Annotated in this window: 23 protein-coding genes; 20 read left to right on the top strand and 3 right to left on the bottom strand. The window is 62.5% G+C overall.

What is annotated here, in order from left to right:
• Positions 1-167 precede the first annotated feature (167 nt).
• Positions 168-3,536 (bottom strand): Rne/Rng family ribonuclease, encoded by a 3,369-nt coding sequence (locus HWY05_RS12405; protein WP_176058537.1) that lies wholly within the window; start codon positions 3,534-3,536, stop codon positions 168-170.
• A 729-nt stretch (positions 3,537-4,265) separates the two neighbouring features.
• Here HWY05_RS12405 and HWY05_RS12400 point away from each other — a divergent pair.
• The 4 genes from HWY05_RS12400 to HWY05_RS12385 are packed head-to-tail and all read left to right on the top strand — an operon-like array spanning position 4,266 to position 7,373.
• Complete coding sequence (locus HWY05_RS12400; RefSeq protein WP_176058536.1) at positions 4,266-5,291, top strand: RluA family pseudouridine synthase; 1,026 nt, start codon at positions 4,266-4,268, stop codon at positions 5,289-5,291.
• Positions 5,284-5,943: an HAD-IIIA family hydrolase gene (locus tag HWY05_RS12395; protein WP_035547382.1), complete on the top strand. Its 660-nt coding sequence runs from the start codon at positions 5,284-5,286 to the stop codon at positions 5,941-5,943. The genes HWY05_RS12400 and HWY05_RS12395 overlap by 8 nt, the downstream gene beginning before the upstream one ends.
• Positions 5,940-6,338: a Rieske 2Fe-2S domain-containing protein gene (locus HWY05_RS12390; RefSeq protein ID WP_176058535.1), complete on the top strand. Its 399-nt coding sequence runs from the start codon at positions 5,940-5,942 to the stop codon at positions 6,336-6,338. Before HWY05_RS12395 ends, HWY05_RS12390 begins: the two co-directional genes overlap by 4 nt.
• Positions 6,339-6,368: 30 nt before the next feature.
• On the top strand, positions 6,369-7,373 hold the full coding sequence (locus HWY05_RS12385) for a S49 family peptidase (protein WP_035547378.1): 1,005 nt from the start codon (positions 6,369-6,371) through the stop codon (positions 7,371-7,373).
• Positions 7,374-7,501: 128 nt separating this feature from the next.
• Here HWY05_RS12385 and HWY05_RS12380 read toward each other — a convergent pair whose 3' ends face one another.
• The gene (locus HWY05_RS12380) at positions 7,502-8,221 is read right to left on the bottom strand and encodes an SAM-dependent methyltransferase (RefSeq protein WP_176058534.1); all 720 of its coding nucleotides are present in this window, start codon (positions 8,219-8,221) and stop codon (positions 7,502-7,504) included.
• Complete coding sequence (locus HWY05_RS12375) at positions 8,222-8,836, bottom strand: Maf-like protein (RefSeq protein ID WP_176058533.1); 615 nt, start codon at positions 8,834-8,836, stop codon at positions 8,222-8,224.
• A gap of 235 nt (positions 8,837-9,071) precedes the next feature.
• Here HWY05_RS12375 and HWY05_RS12370 point away from each other — a divergent pair, with 235 nt between their 5' ends.
• The 16 genes from HWY05_RS12370 to rnc all read left to right on the top strand — a co-directional run bounded on the left by HWY05_RS12370 (position 9,072) and on the right by rnc (position 25,098).
• A complete protein-coding gene (locus HWY05_RS12370; RefSeq protein ID WP_035547369.1) occupies positions 9,072-9,716 on the top strand; it encodes a YceD family protein in 645 nt (214 codons plus the stop codon).
• Between the two features lie 101 nt (positions 9,717-9,817).
• Positions 9,818-9,997 carry a 50S ribosomal protein L32 gene (gene rpmF, locus HWY05_RS12365; protein ID WP_006051932.1) on the top strand — a complete coding sequence of 60 codons (180 nt, stop codon included), beginning with the start codon at positions 9,818-9,820 and terminating at the stop codon, positions 9,995-9,997.
• A 171-nt stretch (positions 9,998-10,168) separates the two neighbouring features.
• A complete protein-coding gene (gene plsX / locus HWY05_RS12360) occupies positions 10,169-11,275 on the top strand; it encodes a phosphate acyltransferase PlsX (protein ID WP_035547365.1) in 1,107 nt (368 codons plus the stop codon).
• Positions 11,275-12,264 (top strand): beta-ketoacyl-ACP synthase III, encoded by a 990-nt coding sequence (locus tag HWY05_RS12355; RefSeq protein ID WP_035547362.1) that lies wholly within the window; start codon positions 11,275-11,277, stop codon positions 12,262-12,264. The genes plsX and HWY05_RS12355 overlap by 1 nt, the downstream gene beginning before the upstream one ends.
• A gap of 113 nt (positions 12,265-12,377) precedes the next feature.
• Complete coding sequence (gene fabD / locus HWY05_RS12350; RefSeq protein WP_176058532.1) at positions 12,378-13,313, top strand: ACP S-malonyltransferase; 936 nt, start codon at positions 12,378-12,380, stop codon at positions 13,311-13,313.
• A gap of 100 nt (positions 13,314-13,413) precedes the next feature.
• Entirely contained in the window at positions 13,414-14,163 is a 750-nt protein-coding gene (fabG, locus tag HWY05_RS12345; protein WP_035547357.1) for a 3-oxoacyl-ACP reductase FabG, read from the top strand.
• A gap of 151 nt (positions 14,164-14,314) precedes the next feature.
• The gene (acpP, locus tag HWY05_RS12340) at positions 14,315-14,554 is read left to right on the top strand and encodes an acyl carrier protein (protein ID WP_004197638.1); all 240 of its coding nucleotides are present in this window, start codon (positions 14,315-14,317) and stop codon (positions 14,552-14,554) included.
• Between the two features lie 300 nt (positions 14,555-14,854).
• On the top strand, positions 14,855-16,093 hold the full coding sequence (gene fabF / locus HWY05_RS12335; RefSeq protein WP_035547354.1) for a beta-ketoacyl-ACP synthase II: 1,239 nt from the start codon (positions 14,855-14,857) through the stop codon (positions 16,091-16,093).
• A gap of 602 nt (positions 16,094-16,695) precedes the next feature.
• Positions 16,696-17,295 carry an RNA polymerase sigma factor RpoE gene (gene rpoE, locus HWY05_RS12330; protein WP_035547347.1) on the top strand — a complete coding sequence of 200 codons (600 nt, stop codon included), beginning with the start codon at positions 16,696-16,698 and terminating at the stop codon, positions 17,293-17,295.
• An 83-nt stretch (positions 17,296-17,378) separates the two neighbouring features.
• Complete coding sequence (locus HWY05_RS12325) at positions 17,379-18,011, top strand: sigma-E factor negative regulatory protein (protein ID WP_035549336.1); 633 nt, start codon at positions 17,379-17,381, stop codon at positions 18,009-18,011.
• A gap of 4 nt (positions 18,012-18,015) precedes the next feature.
• Positions 18,016-19,059 carry a MucB/RseB C-terminal domain-containing protein gene (locus HWY05_RS12320; RefSeq protein WP_176058531.1) on the top strand — a complete coding sequence of 348 codons (1,044 nt, stop codon included), beginning with the start codon at positions 18,016-18,018 and terminating at the stop codon, positions 19,057-19,059.
• Between the two features lie 35 nt (positions 19,060-19,094).
• Positions 19,095-20,621 (top strand): DegQ family serine endoprotease, encoded by a 1,527-nt coding sequence (locus HWY05_RS12315; protein ID WP_035547345.1) that lies wholly within the window; start codon positions 19,095-19,097, stop codon positions 20,619-20,621.
• Positions 20,618-20,890, top strand: coding sequence for a glutaredoxin family protein (locus tag HWY05_RS12310; RefSeq protein ID WP_035547342.1), 273 nt, complete (start codon positions 20,618-20,620; stop codon positions 20,888-20,890). The genes HWY05_RS12315 and HWY05_RS12310 overlap by 4 nt, the downstream gene beginning before the upstream one ends.
• 203 nt (positions 20,891-21,093) lie before the next feature.
• Positions 21,094-22,887 (top strand): translation elongation factor 4, encoded by a 1,794-nt coding sequence (lepA, locus tag HWY05_RS12305; RefSeq protein ID WP_035547340.1) that lies wholly within the window; start codon positions 21,094-21,096, stop codon positions 22,885-22,887.
• An 18-nt stretch (positions 22,888-22,905) separates the two neighbouring features.
• Positions 22,906-23,799 carry a signal peptidase I gene (gene lepB, locus HWY05_RS12300; RefSeq protein ID WP_035547337.1) on the top strand — a complete coding sequence of 298 codons (894 nt, stop codon included), beginning with the start codon at positions 22,906-22,908 and terminating at the stop codon, positions 23,797-23,799.
• 174 nt (positions 23,800-23,973) lie between these two features.
• The gene (gene rnc / locus HWY05_RS12295) at positions 23,974-25,098 is read left to right on the top strand and encodes a ribonuclease III (RefSeq protein ID WP_081935686.1); all 1,125 of its coding nucleotides are present in this window, start codon (positions 23,974-23,976) and stop codon (positions 25,096-25,098) included.
• The last annotated feature ends 43 nt before the right edge of the window (positions 25,099-25,141 follow it).

The following is a 25,141-nucleotide window of genomic DNA, read 5'->3' as shown; positions in this document are numbered from 1 at the left end:
CATTCTAGCGGAAATGCCTGTGCCGGCAGCCGGGCCTGGGGGCCAGTCGGGGTATACGGGGAGCGGCATAACGCTGAACGGGTGGCTCGCGGTTTCGTTTTCGTCCCTGAGCCGCAAAAAAAAGCCCGCCGGTGAAGGCGGGCTTTTCGAGGAGGAGGCGAGGCAGCTTACTGCGTGTGCTTGCCCGTTTCCACCTGTTGCATCGGCGCGCTGTCAACCGGCGACAACTGCTTGCGCTCACGCACTACGCGGGCCGGCTTGACGGTCTGCGCAGCGGTTTCCTGCGCGGCACGCAGCTTGTCGGCGTCGGTGTTCACCCAGACGAGACCGGCTTGTTCCAGCACCGGCTTCAGGGCTTCGGCCGAGACGCCGCTGTTACGCGGCGCTTGTGCGGCCTGAGGCGCCTGAGCTTGCACTTGCGGTGCAGCGACGACAGGCGCCGACTCCGACCGCTCGATCGCCGCCGGTTCCGCTGCCGGTGCGGCGGCTGCCACGACGGGTTGCGGCTCGACGATTTCGACTTGCGGTGCGGGCTGAACAACCGGTGCTTCGGCTACGACAGCCGGAGCAGCAGGTTCGACCGGAGCGGGAGCGGCTTGTGCCGTTTCGACCGATTCGACCGTTTCGACCGCAGCAGCAACTGCCGGGGCTTCGACGTGCGTGTGAGCCGGCGCTTCGACATGCGCGACCGGTTCAACCAGCGAAACCGTTTCGCTGGCAGCCGGAGCCGCTTGCGCTGCTTCGACCGGCACTGCCGCTGCTTGCGCAACCGGCGCTTCCACCGCCGGCTCGACCGCAACCGGTGCTGCCGGTGCTTCCGCAGCCGGCACGATGGCTTCAGTCGTCACCGCTTTCTCGACGGCCAGAGCCGGCGTTTCGGTCGCTGCGTGCAGTTCGGTGACCACGGCGGTTTCAGTCGCGACAGCTGCGACGACCACTTCCACCGGCTTCACTTCGCTCGCCTCGTTGACCTCAGCCTTGTGCTCGACCGGCTGATGCGCGGTGCGCACCGGGGCTTCGTCGTTCACATTGGTGCTGTCGCCTTCGGCTTCCGCTACATCCGCAGCCAGGTTGCCGTTCACGTCTTCTTCACGCTCACGACGGCCACCACGACGGCCACGACGGCGACGACGACGCTCTTCGCCTTCGCGCGCCACGGCTTCCTGATCGATCGGCATGCCGTTTTCGCCCAAAGCGGCCTGGTTTTGCGCCAGTTCTTCCGCCGTTTGCGTTTCGCCTTGCGTCAGCGCGTCTGCGGTTTCAGCTTGCGGCTTGCGACCGCCGCGCTCCGTACGCTCGCCACGTTCACGGCGCTCGCCGCGTTCCTGACGCTCACCACGCGGTGCGGCTTCGGCAGTTTCAGCGCGCTCGCCACGGTTGTCGCGATCGCGGTTCTCACGCGGCTCACGACCTTCACGCGGCTCGCGAGCCTCGCGTGGTTCACGGCCTTCGCGGCCTTCACGCGGCTCACGCGATTCACGAGCGCCACGCGGTTCGCGGCCTTCACGAGCCTCGCGCGGTTCACGACCTTCGCGTGCTTCACGCACCTCGCGGCCTTCGCGCGGTTCGCGTTCCTCGCGACGTTGCGACGACGGCTGCTGGCCTTGACCCTGAGCTTGGCCCTGACGTGCGCCATTCGTACCTTCGGCACGTCCTGCTGCGTCACGGCCGCCTGCGCCGCCACGGCGATTGCGGTTGCGATCGCCGCCGCGTTCGCCGGTGCGCTCACCGCGCTCCGTGCGTTCGCCGCGTTGCGGACGGGTCTGCTTTTCCGTCGAGGCCGGTGCGACCGGTGCCGGAGCAGCCGGTTGCATGCCGAACAGATTCTTCAACCAGCCGATGAAACCACCGCTCGCCGGCGTAACCGCGACCGGAGCCGGGGTTGCCGTTGCGCGAACCGGTGCGCTCGGCGCCGGTTTTTCAGGCGTGATGCCCTTGACCGCCGCTTCCTGCTTCGGCTTCACTTCTTCAGCACGCTTGCTGTAGCCGGTTTCCGACTCCATTTCGCGGGCCGCTTCTTCGGCCATCTTCCACGAAGCGCGCGGTTCGTCCAGGCGGGCATCGTCGTGACGCAGACGCTCCAGCTTGTAGTGCGGCGTATCGAGATGCTTGTTCGGGATCAGAACGACATTGACCTTGAAACGCGATTCGATCTTGTTGATTTCGGCGCGCTTCTCGTTCAGCAGGAAGGCGGTCACTTCGACCGGCACCTGGCAATGGATCGCCGCGGTGTTTTCCTTCATCGCTTCTTCCTGAATGATCCGCAGCACTTGCAGCGCGGACGATTCGGTATCGCGAATGTGGCCCGTGCCGTTACAGCGCGGGCAGGTCACGTGGCTGCCTTCCGACAGCGCCGGACGCAGACGCTGACGCGACAGTTCCATCAGGCCGAAGCGCGAAATCTTGCCCATCTGGACGCGCGCACGGTCGTGCTTGAGCGCGTCTTTCAGGCGTTGTTCGACTTCGCGCTGACTCTTGGCCGATTCCATGTCGATGAAGTCGATCACGATCAGGCCACCCAGGTCGCGCAGACGCAACTGGCGGGCCACTTCGTCGGCGGCTTCGAGGTTGGTTCGCGCGGCCGTTTCTTCGATGTCGGCGCCCTTGGTGGCGCGGGCCGAGTTCACGTCGATCGCGACCAGCGCTTCGGTGTGGTCGATCACGATTGCGCCGCCCGAGGGCAGCGGCACCGTGCGCGAGTAAGCCGTTTCGATCTGGTGTTCGATCTGGAAGCGCGAGAAGAGCGGCACGTCGTCGTGATACCGCTTCACCTTGCTGACATTGTCCGGCATCACGATGTCCATGAAGGCGCGGGCCTGGTCATGGATTTCGGTGGTGTCGATCAGAATTTCGCCGATATCCGGCTGGAAATAGTCGCGAATCGCGCGGATCACCAGGCTCGATTCGAGATAAATCAGCATCGGCTGACCGCTCGAACCGCTTTGCGACGCGGCTTCAATCGCGCGCCACAGTTGCATCAGGTAGTTCAGGTCCCACTGCAGCTCTTCGGCGCTGCGACCGATACCGGCCGTGCGCGCGATGATGCTCATGCCTTCCGGCAATTGCAGTTGCGCCATGGTTTCGCGCAGTTCCTGACGGTCGTCGCCTTCGATCCGGCGCGACACGCCGCCGCCGCGCGGGTTGTTCGGCATCAGGACCAGATAACGGCCGGCGAGCGAGATGAACGTGGTGAGGGCTGCGCCCTTGTTGCCGCGCTCTTCTTTTTCGACCTGAACGATCAGTTCCTGACCTTCGCGCAGCGCGTCCTGGATGCGCGCGGAACGCATGTCGACGCCGTCACGGAAATACTGGCGGGCGACTTCCTTGAACGGCAGAAAACCGTGGCGGTCTTCGCCGTAGTTGACGAAACAGGCTTCGAGCGACGGCTCGATGCGAGTAATGATGCCTTTGTAAATATTGCCTTTGCGCTGTTCGCGCCCGGCGGTTTCGATGTCGATATCGATGAGTTTTTGCCCATCGACGATGGCGACGCGCAGTTCTTCCTGCTGCGTCGCGTTGAACAACATTCGTTTCATTGAACGGCTCCAGAGCGGCTTAGCCACCCCAACGCTCGCGCGGTTGTCAGTCGCGAAAGCGTTGCGGGCAAAGGCATGCCGCGCCTTATTGTGTTTTCACAAGCACGCTGGAGCGGGAAAAATGGCGGGAGAATTGCCTGGAAGGGCCCGGCCCATCAAAAAGGGGCACGGTGCCGCAGGGCACATGCGAACACGGCTTCAAATAACGACCCGACACGCCGCGGGTTCTGCCAGCAGACCTTCATAAGCCTTCGTCCACTCGCGCCGGTGCGCCGGGTGGGCGCGTGACCGGAGGGTCGAAGGCTGCGGTCATGCCGCAGCGGGAAGTTCGCGCAGTCGGCGCGTCTTTTCCAGCTGGGGGTGTCTCGCCTCATTTTGACGTCGCCATGTCTTGCACTTTCTACAAGACGCCTCGGGCGCACGCCGTATTTTCGCAACCTGCAGCTTCGTACAGCAGGGCGTCTACCGCCCGATACCGAAGCTGAAAGTTAAATTCTTTTTTACCAAAATTCCGTTACCGTCGAAGCCGACCTTGACCGAACGCGCCTGTGGGCGCCGTCCCTGCCGGGCACTGACTTCGTGCGTGCAACTTGTTGCATCTCATTTTCAGGGTGAGCAACCAGACCCCGGCGCAAGTAAAATAACGGTTTCAAGCTTGCACCTGCGCAATCCGCCCGAACTCGGACACTGCGCCGGCCGCCGCAGACTGCTGGGCAAATTATATTCAGAATGAAAGAGTTAGGCAAAATATCCCAGAAATCGGTCGCAAGCGACCAGGTCTCGATGATCGAGATCGACGACAGCGCGGCCGGACAGCGCATCGACAACTTCCTGTTGCGCGTCTGTAAAGGCGTGCCAAAAAGCCATATTTATCGCATCCTGCGCAGCGGGGAAGTGCGTGTGAATAAGGGCCGGATAGACGCGCAGTACCGTCTCGAGCTTGGCGATCTGGTGCGCGTGCCGCCCATTCGCGTTGCTCAGCCGAACGAGGCGGCGGCTCACGCGCCGGTGCCGAGCGCGGACTTCAAGATCATTTTTGAAGACGAGCACATGCTCGTGATCGATAAACCGGCCGGCGTGGCGGTCCACGGCGGCAGCGGCGTGGCCTTCGGCGTGATCGAGCAGATGCGTTCGGCGCGGCCGCAAGCGAAATTCCTCGAACTGGTGCATCGCCTGGATCGCGAAACGTCCGGCATTCTGATGCTGGCCAAGAAGCGCACGGCGCTCGTCAACCTGCATGAGCAGATTCGCGAGAACAAGATGGATAAGCGCTACTATGCTTGCGTTCACGGTGAGTGGGCGAGCGATTGGGGCCGTCGCCGGGCGGTCAAGGAGCCGCTGCACAAGTATCTGACCGCGGACGGCGAGCGCCGCGTGCGCGTGCAGGCGGACGGCCTGGCGTCGCATACGGTGTTCAATCTGATCGACCGCTGGCTGGAGTACGCGCTGCTCGAGGCGGAACTCAAGACTGGCCGCACGCACCAGATTCGCGTCCATTTGCAGCATCTGGAACTGCCGATCGTCGGCGATGCCAAATACGGCGATTTCGCGCTGAACAAGGCGCTGGCGCGCGCCAACGTGAAGCCGGGCCTCAAGCGCATGTTCCTGCACGCCTACCGGCTGAAGCTTACGCACCCGGCAACCGGCGAGTCGATTCAGTTCGAGGCGCCGTTGCCGGCCGAGTGCCGCAGCTTCGTCGCGCAGCTCAACGAATTACGAAATGGGTCAAACCCGGAGACGACACCGCATGGCTAGAGAGCAATTTGATCTGATCGTCTTCGACTGGGACGGGACGTTGATGGATTCGACCGCGCACATCACGCGCAGCATCCAGTCCGCCTGCCGCGATCTCGGCCTGCCGGTGCCCGCCGACGAAGCCGCCAGCTACGTGATCGGCCTCGGCCTGCGCGACGCGCTGCAGATCGCCGCGCCCACGCTCGATCCGGCGGATTACCCGCGGCTCGCCGAGCGCTATCGCTTCCACTATCTGGTGAAGGATCAGACCACCGAGTTGTTCGTCGGCGTGCGCGAAATGTTGCAGGAGTTGCGCGATCAGGGTTATCTGCTGGCCGTGGCGACGGGCAAAAGCCGCGTCGGGCTGAACCGCGCGCTCGACCAGTCGCGCCTGACCAGCCTGTTCGACGGCACCCGCTGCGCCGACGAGACGTTCTCGAAGCCGCATCCGGCCATGCTGCATGAACTGACGCGCGAACTGGGGCAGGACCCGGCGCGGACAGTGATGGTGGGCGATACGACGCACGATCTGCAGATGGCGATCAACGCGGGCGTCGCCGGTATTGGTGTCACGTATGGCGCGCATCCTGCGGCTTCGTTGACTGCGCTGGAGCCGAAGTTCGTCGCATCGAGCGTGGGCGCGCTGTCCGGCTGGCTGCGAGAGAACGCATGAGCACGGTCGGCACCGCAACGGACGCGGTGCGCATTTGCGCGTCCGAGGAACTGGTCGACGGCGGTATTGGCGTGCGACGTGCCGCCAGGCTGGGCGGTGGCGACGTCGTGGTGTTTTTTGTTCGCTATGATGGCCGGGCATACGGCTACCTGAACCGCTGCGCGCATGTGCCGATGGAACTCGACTGGGCCGAAGGGCAGTTCTTCGAATCGTCGGGTTTATACTTGATGTGCGCTACGCACGGCGCGATTTACGCGCCTGATACCGGCAAATGCATGGGTGGTCCGTGCCGCGGCGGCAGATTGCGCGCCGTCCAGGTGGACGAACGCGATACGCCGGAAGGCCGCGCCGTATTCTGGCTGCCCGACGGCGAACTGCGTCCGGCCGCACCCTGACTTTCCTCTTCGACCTTTCCACTGCACCGCATGTCCGACAATTTGACTCCTGAGCCGAAGGAACCGTCCCTGACAGGCCGCCCCCGATCGCCTGCCGATGAACCCGGCTGGGAACGCGCGGCGCTCGAGCGCATCGCGCTGGCGGCGATCAACGAACAGCGCGCGGCGCGCCGCTGGAAAATCTTTTTCCGGTTCGTGTTTCTGATCGTGCTGCTGCTGGTGGTCTGGGGCGCGATCGATTTCTCCGGCGACAAGGTCGCGACCACCGGCCGTCATACGGCGATGGTGGCGCTTGACGGCGAAATCTCGGCTGATACCAACGCGAATGCCGAAGATATCAACACGGCGCTGGAAAGCGCGTTCGACGACGCCGGCACCGCGGGCGTGATTCTGCGCTGCAATAGCCCGGGCGGCAGCCCGGTGCAGGCGGGCATTATCTACAACGAGATCCGTCGGTTGCGCGCTAAATACCCGTCGATTCCGCTGTACGTGGTGGTCGGCGACATGTGTGCGTCGGGTGGCTATTACGCTGCCGCGGCCGCCGACAAGATTTATGTCGACAAGGCAAGCATCGTCGGTTCGATTGGCGTGCTGATGGACAGCTTTGGTTTCACGGGTCTGATGGATAAGCTGGGGATTCAGCGGCGCCTGCACACATCGGGTGAGAACAAGGGCTTTTTCGACCCGTTCTCACCGGAAACGCCGAAGATGGACGAACATGCGCAAGACATGCTCGATCAGATTCACGCGCAATTCATCGACGCCGTGCGCCAGGGGCGCGGCAAGCGCCTGCATGAAACGCCGGATATGTTCTCGGGTCTGTTCTGGACCGGGCAAAAAAGCGTGGAGCTAGGCTTGGCGGATGGTTTCGGTGACGCGGATTACGTCGCCCGCGATCTCTTCAAGGCGCCGGATATCGTCGACTACACGGTGAAAGAGAGCATTACGGACCGCGTTGCGCGCAAGTTCGGCGCGGCGGTGGGTAGTGGCGCGGTGCATGCCATGGCGCTTGGTGGGAAGATGAGCCTGCGCTGATCGGCCGTTTGCGATGCCCAGCGGTGCGATGTGATGTGAAAAGCCCCGCACGATCGAATGCTGATCGTGCGGGGCTTTTTTTTTGTGGCGGGTTTGCAGCGAGCGTTTGCCGCTTTATCGGTTGCGGATCAAACGGCCAGAATCAGAAAAATAGCCGGTCGCTTGTGCAAATCGAGCGCGGGCTTCTTCTTCCAGTCGGCCACGCTTCGACTGGCAATGGTTTCCGTCTCCAGCGTCAGATCGACCGCCACGCAAACCAGGGTGGACGGCGCGCAAGTCGCGAGTAACGTGTCCAGCAGGGCACGATTCCGATACGGCGTCTCGATAAAAATCTGCGTCTGCTTGCCCTTGCGCGACTGCTGTTCCAGCTCACGCAGACGTTTCGCCCGCTCAACGGCGTCGACCGGCAGATAGCCGTGAAACGCAAAACTCTGACCATTGAGCCCCGACGCCATCAGCGCCAGCAATATCGAACTGGGTCCGACAAACGGCACCACCTTGACGCCGCGCTCATGCGCGCGCCGCACCAGCAGTGCGCCGGGATCCGCGACCGCCGGGCAGCCGGCCTCGGAGACGAGACCCGCGTCGGTGCCGGCCAGCAGCGGCGCGAGCAGCTTGTCGATCTCGCCGGCCGGCGTGTTGACGTTCAGTTCGCGAATCTCGATGTCCTGGATCGGCCGTTCCGTGCCGACCCTCTTCAGGAAAGCGCGAGTCGTTTTCGCGTTTTCGCCGATGTAATACTGAAGCGCCGCCGCGCGAGCCCTGACGGGCGCGGGCAGGACGGCGTCGAGTGCGTCGGCGTCGCCTTCGCCCAGGGTGTTCGGAATCAGGTAGAGCGTGCCGCTCATTTATGCCCCCAGAAGTGGATAGCCCGCTGCGAGCAACATGCGCGACAGTGCGATCAATGGCAAGCCGACGAGCGCGGTGGGGTCGTCGGAGTGGATGGCCTCGAGCAAGGCGATGCCGAGCCCTTCGGATTTGGCGCTGCCGGCGACGTCGTACGGCGTTTCGGCGCGCAGATACGCTTCCAGCGAAGCGTCCGGCAAGTCGCGGAATTGCACGCGGGTGATGACGTCGAGCGCTTGCGCCGCGCCCGAGCGGTTGTCGAACAGGCACAACGCGCTATGAAATAGCACTTCGCGGCCGCGCATCGCCTGTAATTGGGCGAGCGCCTTGTCGTGCGTGCCGGGCTTGCCGATCTGCAGGCCGTCGTAAGTGGCGACCTGGTCGGAGCCGATCACGAACGCGGCTTCGTTCGCGCCGAGCTTGTCGGCTACCGCGCGAGCCTTGGCTTCGGCGAGTCGCAGCGCGGTGACTTCGGGCGTTTCGCCGGCAAGCGGCGTCTCGTCGATGGCGGGCACGACGACGTCGAACGGCACGCGCAGGCGTTCGAGCAACTCGCGACGGTACGGCGAACTCGACGCCAGAATCAGGCGTGGCGGGCGATTGAGGGAATTTGACATGGTCAATCAACGGCTAGGGAGGCGGGGCGTACGGGGTTGCGCGAAATGTGCGCAGGTACGGGCTTAAGTGTTTGACTCGAAAAGACAAAACGGATATGATTTCCGGCTTTTCATCGGTATGCTTGCGCTGGGTGGGTCTGGGTGCGTACAACTTGTGTGTACGAATCTCCAGTGCTTACAGGCTGTTTGCGAACCGATTTACCCCGGCGAAATCCTTGCCGACGCAGGAGCGCACATGACTCAACATCCTGGCAACCCTGCTGGTCTGTCCGACCCGCACGATCTCGATCTGTTCGAATTTGCGCGGAGTGGGCGTCAGGCCGCGGGTGTCGTGCGCGTCTCGCAACTGCCGCGCATGTTAAACGAAGTCCCGGCAGAAGCGCCAGACCGCGACACCGCGTTCACCTGGCAAGCCGAAGGCACGACGCAGCCGGAATTGCAGGACGACGGCACCGAGGGTCCGCAGCCTTATCTGAGGTTGGCGATTCACGGCGCCGCATGGCTCGAATGTCAGCGGTGCATGACACCGTATTTGCAGGCATTCGACGTCGACGCAACTTATCGGATCGTCAACACTGAGGCGGAAGCCGAAGAGTTTCCGCTCGACGAGGATGAAGTCGAAGTGATCGTGGGTTCGCGCCAGTTCGATCTCATCGACTTGATCGAAGACGAGTTGCTGCTTTCGTTGCCGGTCGTGCCCAAGCACGAAGTCTGCCCCGAAGTGCACGAGAGCCTCGTCTCTGGTGTGGCCGGAGCAGAAGGCGAGGGCAACGAAGCCGAGTCGGACGAGGCTGGCGAGGGCGATGAGCCTGAGCGGCCCAATCCGTTCGCGGCGCTCGAAAGTCTCAAGCGCGGTGAGCCGGACGACAAGAAGCACTAAACAGTTGCGTGGTTGCGCGATGCGGGCGCATTGGCCATTCGGCCAGTGGCGGAGACCCGATCGGGCTGTGTTAGAATTCGGAAAATTTTTAGGAGTTAGTCATGGCAGTTCAGCAAAACAAGAAGTCGCCGTCGAAGCGCGGCATGCACCGTTCGCACGATTTCCTGACGGCAGCGCCGCTGGCCGTGGAACCGAGCACGGGCGAAGTGCATCTGCGTCACCACGTTAGCCCGAACGGCTACTATCGCGGCAAGAAAGTCGTCAAGACGAAGAACGACTAATCGTTCACTGCGTTGCGCCCTTCGGCGTTTCGCGTGGCGATCGGCTCGCTTGACATTTTCCCGGCTCGGCAAAAAGGCGGCATTCAACTGCCGCTTTTTTGCGTCGGTCGCACCTGGCGCTTTAGTGCTTTCTGCGATCCCATGCAGGGCGCCTGAAATTCGTCGCACTCCATGACAGTAAAGCTCACGATAGATTGCATGGGAGGCGACCACGGCCCGTCCGTGACCGTTCCCGCTGCCGTTAACTTCGTTCGTTCGCATCCCGACGCGCAACTGCTGCTCGTTGGCATTGAAGGTGCGATTCGTGCGCAGTTGAAGAAGTTGAAGGCACAAGACCTGCCGGCGCTGACCGTCGTCCCCGCTTCCGAAATCGTCGCCATGGACGATTCGGTTGAAGTCGCGCTGCGCAAGAAAAAAGATTCATCCATGCGCGTTGCGCTGAACCGCGTCAAAGAAGGCGAGGCGCAAGCCTGCGTTTCCGCCGGCAACACCGGCGCACTGATGGCGGTCTCGCGCTATGTGCTGAAAACGCTGTCGGGCATTGAACGCCCGGCCATCGCGTTTGCTCTGCCCAACCCCGACGGCTATACGACGATGCTCGACCTGGGCGCCAACGTCGACTGCGAACCGCAGCATCTGCTGCAGTTCGCGGAGATGGGGCACGCGCTCGTGTCGGCGCTCGAAGGCAAGGAGCGGCCTACCATCGGGCTGCTCAACATCGGCGAAGAAGTCATCAAGGGCAACGACACCATCAAGCGTGCCGGCGAACTGTTGCGCGCGAGTACACTCAACTTTCACGGTAACGTGGAAGGCAACGACATCTTCAAGGGCACGGTCGACGTGATCGTCTGCGATGGTTTCGTGGGTAACGTCGCGTTGAAGACGTCGGAAGGCCTCGCACAGATGCTCAACGACATCATCAAGGAAGAGTTCGGCCGTTCGTGGCTCACCAAGGTGATGGCAGTGCTCGCTTTGCCGGTATTGATGCGCTTCAAGAAGCGCGTGGATCACCGGCAGTACAACGGCGCCGCGCTGCTCGGCCTGCGTGGCCTTGTGATAAAAAGTCACGGGTCGGCTGACGCCTACGGGTTTGAGTGGGCTATCAAACGCGGGTATGATGCCGTCAAAAACGGCGTGCTGGAACGCCTTGCGCGAGCAATGGAAGAGAACGCGGGTTCTCTCGAACAGGCGGCGCGCGACGCGAGTGGTGCGGGTCACGCAAGCCCGATCGCAGGCCAGCCGGCCGAGCCCTACGCTGCGCAATCCTCGAAGGCATAATGGCTCAATCGACAATTTATTCCCGCGTGCTGGGCACCGGCAGCTACCTGCCGCCCGGGCGCGTCACCAATCAGGATCTGGCTGAACGTCTCGCCCGCCAAGGCGTCGAGACCAGCGACGAATGGATCGTCGCCCGTACGGGCATCCATGCGCGTCACTTCGCCGAGCCCGATGTGGCCACCAGCGACCTCGCGCTGATCGCCGCACAGCGCGCGATCGAAGCGGCGGACGTCGATCCGCAATCCATCGACCTGATCATCGTTGCCACTTCCACGCCTGACTTCGTGTTTCCGAGCACGGCGTGTCTGTTGCAGAACAAGCTCGGCATCAAGAACCACGGCGCGGCGTTCGACGTGCAGGCGGTCTGTTCCGGCTTCGCCTACGCGGTCGCCACGGCAGACAGCTTCATTCGCAGCGGCCAGCATCGCACGGCGCTGGTGATCGGCGCCGAGACCTTCTCGCGCATTCTCGATTTCAAGGACCGCACCACCTGCGTGCTGTTCGGCGACGGCGCCGGCGCGGTGATCCTGCAGGCGTCCGACGAACCGGGCGTGCTGGCTAGCGCCTTGCACGCCGACGGCAGCCATTCGAACATTCTCTGCACGCCGGGCAATGTGAACGGCGGCGTGATCGAAGGCAGCGCGTTTCTGCATATGGACGGCCAGGCGGTGTTCAAGCTCGCCGTCAACGTGCTCGAAAAGGTCGCGGTCGAGGCGCTCGCCAAGGCGAATCTGTCGGCCGAGCAGATCGACTGGCTGATTCCGCACCAGGCCAATATCCGCATCATGCAGAGCACTTGCCGCAAGCTCGGCTTGCCGCAGGAACGCATGGTCGTCACGGTGGGCGAGCACGGCAATACGTCGGCTGCGTCCATTCCGCTCGCATTCGACGTTGCGGTGCGCGACGGCCGCATCAAGCGCGGCCAGAACGTGCTGATCGAAGGCGTCGGCGGCGGCTTCACGTGGGGCGCGTCGGTCATTCGCTACTGATAGCGGCGACACGCCGGGGCGCCGCTAGTGGCGCCCGAGTGCGCCGGCGCGATATCGTTTGATGTCCGCGCCGCGCGCCACCCACATCTGACTCAATCGATTTTGGGGACGTTATGAAATTTGCGTTCGTTTTTCCTGGGCAGGGTTCGCAGACGGTCGGCATGCTCAACGCATTCGCCGATCACGCGATCGTGCGCGAGACGGTTCAGGAAGCCTCCGACGCGCTCAATCAGGACCTCGGCAAGCTGATCGCCGAAGGCCCGGTCGAAGATCTGAATCTCACCACCAATACCCAGCCGGTCATGCTGACCGCCGCATACGCGATTTATCGCGCGTGGCAGCAGGCGGGCGGCCCGCAGCCGGCGATCGTCGCCGGTCATAGCCTCGGCGAATATACGGCGCTGGTTGCTGCCGGCGCGCTCGCGTTCCGCGACGCCGTGCCGCTCGTGCGCTTCCGCGCGCAAGCCATGCAAACGGCGGTGCCGGTCGGCGAAGGCGGCATGGCCGCGATTCTCGGCCTCGACGACGACACGGTTCGCGCAGTGTGCGCCGAAGCGTCGATTGCGGGTGTCGTGGAAGCGGTCAATTTCAACGCGCCGTCGCAAGTCGTGATCGCGGGCCACAAGGCGGCGGTCGAGAAGGCCTGCGAAGTCGCCAAGGCGAAGGGCGCCAAGCGTGCGTTGCCGCTGCCGGTGTCGGCGCCGTTCCACTCGTCGCTGCTCAAGCCGGCTTCGGACCAACTGCGCGAGTATCTGGCCAGCGTCAACGTGCTGGTGCCGGCGATTCCGGTCATCAATAACGTCGACGTCGCCATCGTCAACGAGCCGGCTCAGATCAAAGATGCGCTGGTGCGCCAGGCGGCTGGTGCGGTGCGCTGGGTCGAAAGCGTACAGGCGATCGCGGCTCAGGGCGTCACGCATGTGATCGAATGCGGTCCTGGCAAGGTCCTTGCGGGTTTGACCAAGCGTATTGACGGCAATCTGATCGGCGCTTCGGTGTTCGATCCGGCTTCGCTCGAAGAAACGCTCAAGCTCGTGACGGCAGGCTGAACGCCGCTTCGCAAGGTGCCCGGCAACGGGCGCCGAAGCGCGGCATCAGGACGCTGCATCAGCAATCAATCAGCCCTCCGAAGGGCATTCGGACTGACAGATGGAAAAGACTCTCGACAAGCAGATCGCAATCGTGACGGGCGCATCGCGCGGCATCGGCCGTGCGATCGCGATGGAACTGGCGCGCCAGGGCGCGACGGTCATCGGCACGGCGACCAGCGAAAGCGGCGCGGCCGCGATCACGGAAGCGTTTAACGCGGCCGGCGTGAACGGTCGTGGCGCGGTGCTCAACGTCAATGACGCGGCCGCGGCCGAAGCGCTGATCGACGGCACGGTGAAGGAGTTCGGCGCGCTGCACGTGCTGGTGAACAACGCCGGCATCACGCAGGACCAGCTGGCCATGCGTATGAAGGACGACGATTGGGACGCGGTGGTCGACACGAACCTCAAGTCGGTCTTCCGTTTGTCGCGCGCGGTGCTGCGCCCCATGATGAAGGCGCGAGGTGGCCGCATCATCAACATCACGTCGGTGGTCGGCTCGGCCGGCAACGCGGGGCAGGTCAACTACGCGGCCGCGAAAGCGGGCGTGGCGGGCATGACGCGCGCGCTGGCACGCGAGATCGGCAGCCGCGGCATCACCGTGAATTGCGTCGCGCCGGGCTTCATCGATACCGACATGACCAAGACCCTGCCGGAAGAGCAGCAAACGGCGCTGAAGGCGCAAATTCCGCTCGGCCGTCTGGGCAGCCCGGAAGATATCGCGCACGCTGTCGTGTTCCTGGCATCGCCCCAAGCGGGCTATATCACCGGCACGACTTTGCATGTGAACGGCGGAATGTACATGTCGTAACCAAATTCGGTTACTATCCGCGCCTTGATGCGTTTGCAAAAGCGTAAGGCGCATGCCTTGACAGCAACCCGATGCGCCGCTTTTTTGCCGGGTCAAACCTGATAAAATGCGCGCACCTGTATTTTTGAACTTCTTTTCCCTTGGAGGGGTAATGGACAATATCGAACAGCGCGTCAAGAAGATCGTCGCAGAACAACTGGGCGTTGCAGAAGCTGAGATCAAGAACGAAGCTTCGTTCGTGAACGACCTCGGCGCCGACTCGCTCGACACCGTTGAACTCGTGATGGCCCTCGAAGACGAATTCGGCATGGAAATTCCGGATGAAGAAGCCGAGAAGATCACTACCGTTCAGCAAGCGATCGACTACGCTCGCGCGAACGTCAAGGCCTAAGGTCATTCGCGCCTGCGTTTCTGCGTTGGTGGCGTATGACGCCCTGCCGTGTCGGTTGCCGACGCCAGCAGGGTTGGCGCTTTTTGCCGTGCAGGAGCCAGCGATGTTGACAGCGCAACTTTTCGCGCGATTGGCGACTTTCAAGAAAACACCGGGCCGCCCCAAGTTTTCTTGCGTTCCCTTCGGGGGGCTGGTGCGAAGCACCAGATTCGGGGGCGGTTAACAGCCACAGGGCATACAGGGCACGTTCCTGTGGCCGCTGTGGCTTTTGCTTTTGTCATCTATGAAAAAGGGGTTACCGTGAGCCGCCGTCGTGTTGTTGTTACAGGCCTGGGGCTGATTTCGCCTGTTGGCAATAATGTTGCCGACGGCTGGGCCAATCTGGTCGCCGGCAAGTCGGGTATTGCCAATATCACGAAGTTCGATGCGTCGAACTTCTCGACTCGTTTCGCCGGCGAGGTGAAGGGCTTCAATATCGAGGACTACATCCCCGGTAAGGAGGCGCGCCATATGGATACGTTTATCCATTACGGCGTGGCTGCAGGCATCCAGGCGATGCAGGACAGCGGCCTCGAAGTGACCGACGAGAATTCGGAGCGTATCGGTGTGGTGGTCGGTTCGGGCATTGGCGGTCTGCCGATGATCGAAGCTACGCAAACGGAATACGCGAATCGCGGCCCGCGCCGCATTTCGCCGTTTTTCGTGCCGGCGTCGATCATCAACATGATCTCCGGCCATCTGTCGATCAAGTTCGGCATCAAGGGTCCGAATCTGGCGATCGTCACCGCATGTACCACGGGTCTGCACTGTATCGGCGAGGCTTCGCGCCTGATCGAATACGGTGACGCCGACGTGATGATCGCGGGCGGTGCGGAATCCACCGTGTCGCCGCTGGGTATCGGCGGCTTTGCGGCGGCGCGCGCGCTGTCGCAACGCAATGACGATCCGGCAACGGCGAGCCGTCCGTGGGACAAGGATCGCGATGGTTTCGTGCTGGGTGAGGGCGCCGGCGTGATGGTGCTCGAAGAGTACGAACATGCGAAGGCGCGCGGCGCGAAGATTTACGCCGAAGTCAGCGGCTATGGGATGAGCGGCGACGCCTATCACATGACCGCACCGCTGGAAGACGGCGACGGCGCACGCCGCTGCATGCTGGCTGCGTTGAAGAACGCGGGCATCAATGCCGATCAGGTGAATTACCTGAACGCGCACGGCACCTCCACGCCGCTCGGCGACCTGGCTGAAACCACCGGCATCAAGCGCGCTTTCGGCGATCACGCCAAAGACATGGTCGTGAACTCGACCAAGTCGATGACGGGTCACCTGTTGGGCGGCGCCGGCGGTCTGGAGTCGGTGTTCACCGTGCTGGCCGTGCACCATCAGGTGTCGCCGCCGACGATCAACATCTTCAATCAGGACCCGGCCTGCGATCTGGACTACTGCGCCAACACCGCGCGGGAGATGAAGATCGACGTCGCGCTGAAGAACTCGTTCGGGTTCGGCGGCACGAACGGCACGCTGGTTTTCAAGCGCGCGTGATCGTCTGATCGTTTGGTGATACGCCAGTCGACACCGCCGGTTCGTCCGGCGGTTTCCCCCGAATCGGCTACGCCTGACGGAGCGCCGCAACGGATTACGTTGCGGCGTTCTTTTGTTATGCGCGCTGCGTTGGGGGTGTTCATCCTGACTGCGACGTGGGCTGTTCATGCGTGCGCCGCCTCGCATCTTGGCGCAGCGACGGCCATGCCGTTGACGCTCGCGGTGTGCGTGCTGCTCATGCTTGGCGCAATCAGACATGAGTGGGCGCAGCCCGTCGCGCTGAAAATCGGGCCGTGTGGGCTATCCGTCTGGGATCGCAGCGGGAGTGCGTCCGCGCAGAGGCGCATTGCCGGCTGTGCGCATTGGAGCGATCGCCTACTTATTCTGGTGCTCGTCCCGGAGCCGGGGCGCGAAGCCACGTTACTGCTTGGCGCCGACGCGCTTCCACGTCCCGTTTTCCGCAAACTGGCGGTGTTGGGCCGGCGTGCCGCGGGCGCGTGACTGTAACGACTGTAACCGCTGTTACCGGAGTAACGTCTCATCGTTGATGGGGACGCTACAATGGTCCCCCGCCATGCGCCCTAAGTTAACGGATTTATCAGGTGAGCGAAAAAGAAATTGATCAGGTGCTGGTCGAGCGCGTCCAGAAGGGCGACAAGGCCGCGTTCGAGCTTCTGGTCACCAAATACCACCGCAAGATTCTCCGGCTGATCTCGCGCCTCGTGCGGGACCCCGCCGAAGTGGAAGACGTTGCCCAGGACGCCTTTATCAAGGCGTATCGGGCATTGCCGCAGTTTCGTGGCGATTCGGCCTTTTATACGTGGTTGTACCGGATTGCGGTCAACACGGCAAAGAACTACCTTGCGACCCAAGGGCGGCGCGCGCCGACATCGACCGAAGCAGATGCTGAAGAAGCTGAAACTTTCTCGGACGCGGACCAACTAAGGGATATCAACACGCCTGAGTCGATGTTGATGAGCAAGCAGATCGCTGAGACGGTCAATGCTGCGATGGCGGTTTTGCCGGAAGAGTTGCGCACCGCCATTACTCTTCGTGAAATTGAAGGTTTGAGTTACGAGGAAATCGCTGAGATGATGGGTTGCCCAATTGGCACAGTCAGATCACGAATTTTCCGCGCTCGCGAAGCCATTGCGGCAAAATTGCGTCCGTTGCTTGACACACCTGAAGGCAAGCGCTGGTAAACACCAGCCGGGCCGTACGGGGCACGGGTGCAATATCTGGATTAGTGGTGTCACTACGGGGTATTTGTAAGATGGGGAGCATCATGGGGTCGGTCTCGGTGCAATCGCAAGTCAGCTCGCGCGGCGAGCGTGTTTCCGCTTTTGTCGACGGTGAGTTGTTCGGCGAAGAGCATCTGAATCTGAACGCGTTTCTTTCCGGGCTAAATAGCGAGGATCGCACCGCGTGGTCGAGCTATCACCTGATCGGCGACGCATTGCGTTCCGACGATCTGGCGGTCAGCCCGGCGACGAGCAGCGCGTTCCTCAGCGGTTTCGCCGCGCGTCTCGAGAGCGAGCCGCACGTGCTCGCGCCCGCGGCCATGCCGGTTGCGCGCCGTTTGCTGGCGCTGCGCCGCCGTGTGGTGCCGGCCTTCGCGGTGGCGGCCGCCGCCGCTACGTTGACTTGGATCGTCGTGCCCCAACTGCAAGGCGTGCCGGGCGGTTCGGGCGCGGGGCAGTTCGCGTCGGTCCAGTCACATGGCGACTCGCTTCAACGCGTGGCCATGGCTTCGGTGCCGGCCGCGACGGTTCAGCCGGTCGCGCAAGACGCCAATATCATCCGCGACGCCAGTCTCGACCAGTATCTGGAAGCTCACCAGCAATTCGCGCAACAACCGGTCATGCCGGGCTCGATGCCGCTGATTCGCGCTGCCGCAGTTTCTACGCAAGGCCAATAGTTTGATGCAGACTCCGCGGTTGAATAAAACGACTATCTGGGGGCGGCTGCCGGCATTTCTGTTCTGCGCAGCCGTATTGTTGTCCGCTACACCGCGGGTCTTTGCACAAACCGACGATCCGCTCGTCGCCCGTCGCACGGCCGCGGATCTGCTCGATCGCATCCATCAGGCCGCCCAGCAGCAAAACTACGAGGGCGCGTTCGTCTATCAGCGCGGCAATTTCGTGCAGACGTCGCGGATCGCGCATTACGCGACCCGCAATGACGGCGAATTCGAGCAGCTCGAAAGCCTCGACGGCAAGCCGCGCAAAATGCTGCGCCATAACGAAGATCTCTACACGTTCGTGCCGGAGCGGCATCTGTGTGTGGTCGAAAAGCGTCAGAACAAAGACTCGTTCCCGGCGCTGCTGGCAGTCAGCGGCGAACAGGTGCTGACGGTTTATGAGCCGAAGCTGCTGGGCGACGATCGCGTCGCGGGCGTCGATAGTCAGGTGATCGAGCTCGATCCGAGAGACGCCTATCGCTTTGCGTACAAGCTGTGGGCCGACAAGAAAACCGGCCTGTTGCTGCGCGCGCAGACCCTCGATCCGAGCGGTCAGGTGCTCGAGCAACTGTCGTTCTCGCAGATTCGCATCGGCGTGCCGTTGGATAAGGCCGGGATTGTCAACGGCATTCGTAATCTGGCGGGGTGGACCGTGGTGCGTCCGCCGGTCGAGCCGGTCGACATGGCCGCGCAAGGCTGGCAGATCACGCCGCCCGTGCCGGGCTTCCGCAAGATTCGTGAATTGCGCCGCCCCATGGCCGCGCGCGACGCGGGCCAGCCGACTATTCCGGTGGATCAGGCGGTGTTCTCCGACGGCCTCGCGGCCATTTCGGTGTTCGTCGAGCCGGTCGAGAACAACACGCGCAAGGAAGGCGCGGGCAGTAGCGGCGCCACCCACGTACTGGTGAAGCGCCGTGGCGACTTCTGGATTACTCTGCTTGGTGAAGTGCCCCAGACCACATTGCAGCAATTTGCGTCTGCCATAGAATACAAAGCTCCGAAGTAATCCTCCGAATCCTGAATCCCTCGGCTTGCTACGATATGACGACTTTCTCGGTGCGCAAATTCCTCGCGGCCGCGGTTGTGGCGGCGTGTTTGCCGCTCATGCCGCACACGGCGTCGGCGGCTCCTGCCGCGGCCAATCTGCCCGACTTCACTGATCTCGTCGACAAGGTCGGCCCGGCGGTCGTCAACATTCGCACGACCACGCGCGTGTCCAATAGCGGCAGCGCCCGCGGCGGTTTGCCGCCGGGTATGGACGACGGCGATATGTCGGAGTTCTTCCGCCGCTTCTTCGGCATTCCGTTGCCGCAGTCGCCGCAATCGCCGGGTTCGCCGCGCGGTGGCGATAACGGTGGTAGCGGAGGCAGTGGCGGCAGCCAGGACACGCCGGATAACAGTGATCCGGAACAGAACAGCGGCGTCGGCTCGGGCTTCATCCTGTCGGCGGACGGCTATGTGATGACCAACGCGCACGTCGTCGACGACGCGGACACCATCTACGTCACGCTCACCGACAAGCGCGAATTCAAAGCCAAGCTGATCGGCGTGGACGATCGGACCGACGTCGCCGTCGTCAAGATCAGCGCCGCCAATTTGCCGACCATCACGATCGGCGATTCGAACAAGGTCCGCGTCGGCGAGTGGGTCGTCGCGATCGGTTCGCCGTTCGGTCTCGAGAATACGGTGACGGCCGGTATCGTCAGCGCCAAGGGACGCGATACGGGCGACTATCTGCCGTTCATCCAGACCGACGTGGCCGTCAATCCGGGCAATTCGGGCGGTCCGCTGATCAACATGCAAGGCGAAGTGATCGGCATCAACTCGCAGATCTACAGCCGCACCGGCGGTTTCATGGGCATTTCGTTCGCGATTCCGATCGACGAGGCGATGCGCGTGGCCGACCAGTTGAAGACGTCAGGCAAAGTGGTGCGCGGCCGGATCGCGGTGGCGATCGGCGAAGTGACCAAAGACGTCGCCGACTCGCTCGGACTGCCGAAGGCGCAAGGCGCGCTGGTCAGCAGCGTCGAGCCGGGCGGCCCGGCGGACAAGGCCGGCGTGCAGCCGGGCGACATCATCCTGAAGTTCAACGGCCATTCGGTGGATACGGCTACGGATCTGCCGCGCATGGTCGGCGACACCAAGCCGGGCACTAAATCCACGATCACGATCTGGCGCAAGGGTCAGACGCGCGACCTGCCGGTCACGATCGCCGAGATGCAACCGGACAAGACCACCAAGGCGGATGAGAAGAAGCCGCAGCCGCCGAAGCAGCGCGCGACCAACGTGCTGGGTCTGGCCGTCAGCGATATCCCGGCCGACCAGTTGAAGTCGCTGAAGCTGCACAACGGCGTGCAGGTCGATGCGGCTGACGGTCCGGCCGCGCGCGTCGGCCTGCAGAAGGGCGACATCATTCTGCGGGTGGGCGATACGGACATCACGAGCGCGAAGCAGTTCGACGATCTGAGCGCGCACCTCGATCCGTCGAAGATGGTCGCGCTGCTGGTTCGTCGCGGCGAGAACACGCAGTTCGTGCCGGTCCGTCCGCGCAGCAGCGCCCAGAAATGACGAAGGCGGCACCACTCACGCTCTATGGGCGCGCGTGGTGCCACCTGTGCGACGATATGCGCGCCGCGCTCGAGCCGTTGCTAGCCGAGTTCGGGGCGCAGGTAGCAGTGGTCGATGTCGATAGCGATCCGGTGCTGGAAGCGCGTTACAACGAACTGGTGCCGGTTCTGCTCTGCGATGGCGTCGAACTGTGCCACTATCACCTCGACGTCACACGGGTTCGCGAGGCGCTGGCTGCACGGATCACGCGCACGCCGGCGACGCCCTGAGTTCGCTCGGGGCTTCAAACAGGGCGCCAACGGGCGCCATTCACACCAGGTTTCACGTCTCTCTCAAGCCGTCTTTTCCGCCCGGACCTCGCAAGATGCGCCGGGCGATGGCCTTTTCGGCTAAAATAGATAGGTTTTTCACCTACTTACAAGGCGTGCTCCGCTATTGTCCGAGCGCGCCTTTTTCGCTTGATCGGTACTGAATGGATCATATTCGTAACTTCTCGATCATTGCGCACATCGACCATGGCAAGTCGACGCTCGCCGATCGCATCATCCAGATTTGCGGCGGCCTGTCCGATCGCGAGATGGAATCTCAAGTGCTCGACTCGATGGATCTCGAGCGCGAGCGCGGCATCACCATCAAGGCACAAACCGCCGCGCTGACGTACAAGGCGCGTGACGGTCAGGTCTACAACCTGAACATGATCGACACGCCGGGCCACGTCGACTTCTCGTATGAAGTCAGCCGCTCGCTGTCCGCGTGTGAAGGCGCGCTGCTGGTCGTCGACGCGAGTCAAGGCGTGGAGGCGCAAACCGTCGCCAACTGCTATACGGCGATCGAACTCGGCGTCGACGTGATTCCGGTGTTGAACAAGATCGACTTGCCGGCCGCGAACCCCGAAAACGCGATCGCCGAAATCGAAGACGTGATCGGTATCGACGCGACGGACGCTACGCATTGCAGCGCAAAGACCGGTCTCGGCGTCGAAGACGTACTCGAAGCGCTGATCCTGAAAGTACCGCCGCCCAAGGGCGATACGGAAGCGCCGCTGCAGGCGCTGATCATCGACTCGTGGTTCGACAATTACGTCGGCGTCGTGATGCTGGTGCGTATCGTCAACGGCACGCTGCGTCCGAAAGACAAGATCCGCATGATGGCGACCGGCGCGCAGTACCCGGTCGAGCATATCGGCGTGTTCACGCCGAAGTCGAAGAATCTTGAATCGTTGTCGGCCGGGCAGGTGGGTTTCATCATCGCCGGCATCAAGGAATTGGCCGCGGCGAAGGTGGGCGACACCGTCACGCTGGTGAATCGTCCCGCAACCGAGCCGCTGCCCGGTTTCAAGGAAGTGAAGCCGCAGGTGTTCGCCGGCCTCTATCCGGTCGAAGCCAACCAGTACGACGCGCTGCGCGACTCGCTCGAAAAGCTCAAGCTGAACGACGCGTCGCTGCAGTACGAGCCGGAAGTGTCGCAGGCGCTCGGTTTCGGTTTCCGTTGCGGCTTCCTCGGGCTGCTGCATATGGAAATCGTGCAGGAACGTCTCGAGCGTGAGTTCGACATGGACCTGATCACCACGGCGCCGACCGTGGTGTACGAAGTCCTGCAACGCGACAACACGATCCTGATGGTCGAAAATCCGGCCAAGATGCCGGAGCCGTCCAAGATCGAAGAAGTGCGCGAGCCGATCGTCACCGTGAATCTGTACATGCCGCAAGACTACGTCGGCGCGGTGATCACGCTGTGCACGCAAAAGCGCGGCAATCAGATCAACATGCAGTACCACGGCCGTCAGGTTCAGCTCACATACGAAATCCCGATGGGCGAAGTCGTGCTCGATTTCTTCGATCGTCTGAAGTCGATTTCGCGCGGCTATGCGTCGATGGATTACGAGTTCAAGGAATACCGCGCGGCGGATGTCGTGAAGGTCGACATGCTGATCAACGGCGACAAGGTGGACGCGCTGTCGGTCATCGTGCACCGTTCACAAAGCCAGTATCGCGGCCGCGAAGTGGCCGCGAAAATGCGCGAACTGATTCCGCGGCAAATGTACGACGTGGCGATTCAGGCCACCATCGGCGCGAACATCATTGCGCGCGAAAACATTAAAGCGTTGCGTAAGAACGTGCTGGCAAAATGCTACGGCGGCGATATCTCCCGGAAGAAGAAGCTGCTGGAAAAGCAAAAGGCAGGCAAGAAGCGAATGAAGCAGGTGGGCTCGGTCGAGATTCCGCAAGAAGCTTTCCTCGCGATTCTGCGTGTCGAAGACAAATAAGACGAACAACGGAACCCTATGAATTTTGCGCTGATTCTTTTTGTGCTCGTCATTTTGACGGGCGTCGCATGGGTCGCAGACAAACTGGTTTTCCTGCCGCAACGGCGGCGCGCGGCGGAAGCCGTGGTCGCCGAGTTTGACCGCCAGCAGGCACGCGTCGGCGAGCGTTTCGCCGACGAAAACGCGGCGCAAACGCGCGCCCGTTTGCGTGACGACAAGCTGCGTCAGCCGTGGTGGCTCGAGTATTCGGCGAGCTTCTTCCCGGTGATCCTGGTGGTGTTCGTGGTGCGCTCTTTCGTGGTCGAGCCGTTCAAGATTCCGTCGGGTTCGATGGTGCCGACGCTGCTGGTGGGCGACTTCATCCTCGTCAATAAATTCGAGTACGGCATTCGCCTGCCGATCACCAACACGAAGATCACCGAGGGCCGTCCGCTCGAACGCGGCGACGTGGTGGTGTTCCGCTATCCGAAAGACGAGTCGGTCGACTACATCAAGCGCGTGATCGGCCTGCCGGGCGACACGATCGCTTATCAAGACAAGCAACTGACGATCAACGGCAAGCCGGTGCCGGAAACGGCGCTGCCCGATTACCTCGACGACGAACGCATGGGCTATGCGAAGCAGTTCGAAGAAGATCTGGGCGGCCGCAAGAACGCGATTCTGAACAATCCCGCAGTGCCGCCGTTTATCGTCGGTGCGGAAGATTATCCGTATCGCGATAACTGCACGTACAACGCACGCGGCGTGATCTGCAAGGTGCCGCCGGGTAACTACTTCATGATGGGCGACAACCGCGACAACAGCGCGGACAGCCGGTACTGGGGTTTTGCGCCGGACAAGAATGTCGTCGGCCGCGCGTTTTTTATCTGGATGAACTTTAGCAATCTGAAACGCATCGGCTCATTCCACTGAGTTCGCGTGCAGCGATTGCACAGCACGCCGCGCGCGTGACCCCACTGAGGTCAGGTTAGTCGCGGCGTGTTATCACGCTACTTTAAGAACACGCGGTAACGTCGCTTCACCACGCTTTTTCCGCAGGCCGCCCCGCGTTTTCGCCGGGTCTGGCGCCCGCGTTATACTCTGCCCATGCCCCTATCTCCGTTGGAAAGCCGTCTGCGCTACGAATTTCGCAATACGGAATTGTTGCGCCAGGCTTTAACGCACCGCAGTCATAGCTCCACGCATAACGAACGGCTCGAGTTTCTCGGCGATTCCGTCCTAAATTGCGCGGTGGCTGCGCTTTTGTTCCAACGTTTCAGCAAATTGGACGAAGGCGATCTGTCGCGCGTCCGTGCCAATCTGGTCAAACAGCAGTCGCTTTACGAAATCGCTCAGGCCCTGAATATCTCCGAAGGCCTCCGGTTGGGCGAAGGCGAGTTGCGCAGCGGCGGCTTCCGCCGGCCCTCGATCCTCGCTGACACGCTCGAAGCAGTGCTGGGCGCGGTGTTCCTCGACGGTGGCTTTGAAGCCGCCCAGACGGTCATCAAGCGCCTTTACGTGCCGATTCTGGATCACATCGACCCGCGCACGCTCGGCAAAGATTCCAAGACGCTGCTGCAGGAGTATCTGCAAGGTCACAAGATCGCGCTGCCCACCTACACGGTGGTCGCAACGCATGGTGCGGCGCACAATCAGCAATTCGAAGTCGAATGTACGGTGCCCAAGCTGGACGTGAAGGTGGCCGGTTCCGGCGCGAGCCGCCGCGCGGCCGAGCAGGCGGCGGCCAAGAAGGCGCTTGACGAAGTGATGGCCGCGGCGCCGGCCGTGGTCGCCAAGCCCAAACGCTCGAAGAGCGCTCGCGCAGCAAAAAACGCCGAGCCGGAAATCGTGCCTGGCGTGACCGGCGTGCAGGCCGCGCTGGATTTGCGCAGTCCGGACCGCAAGAGTGAACGCGGCCTCGGCCGGGGCGAGATTCGTGCGGCGTTTGCAGCGGAATCCGCCGCGGAACGGGCAGCGTCGACCGTTGCGGCCGCGCCGCTCGCAGTGATTCGTGCCTCGCACGTCGAGTACAGCGGGCAGGACCGGACTGAACGTGCCGACAAGGCAGATAAAGCAGACAAAGCGGAACGGGCGGATAAAGCCCAGGCTCAGGCCCACTCAGCCACACCCGGTGCTGCCGCCGCCGTCACCCCGAGCGCACCGGCATCTACCGAACACGAACCCGGCGTAGCCGACGCGGTGCATACCCGCGTCGCCGATGCGGGCCATTGATTGCCGTCGGCGCGCCGATCCCGCGCGCCGATCTGAACTAGCC

Origin of the sequence: Paraburkholderia sp. BCC1876 (genome assembly GCF_902833695.1) — a bacterium.
Classification (GTDB): domain Bacteria; phylum Pseudomonadota; class Gammaproteobacteria; order Burkholderiales; family Burkholderiaceae; genus Paraburkholderia.
Note: the sequence above shows the minus strand (reverse complement) of the source record. Positions and strands in the feature narration are given on the sequence as shown.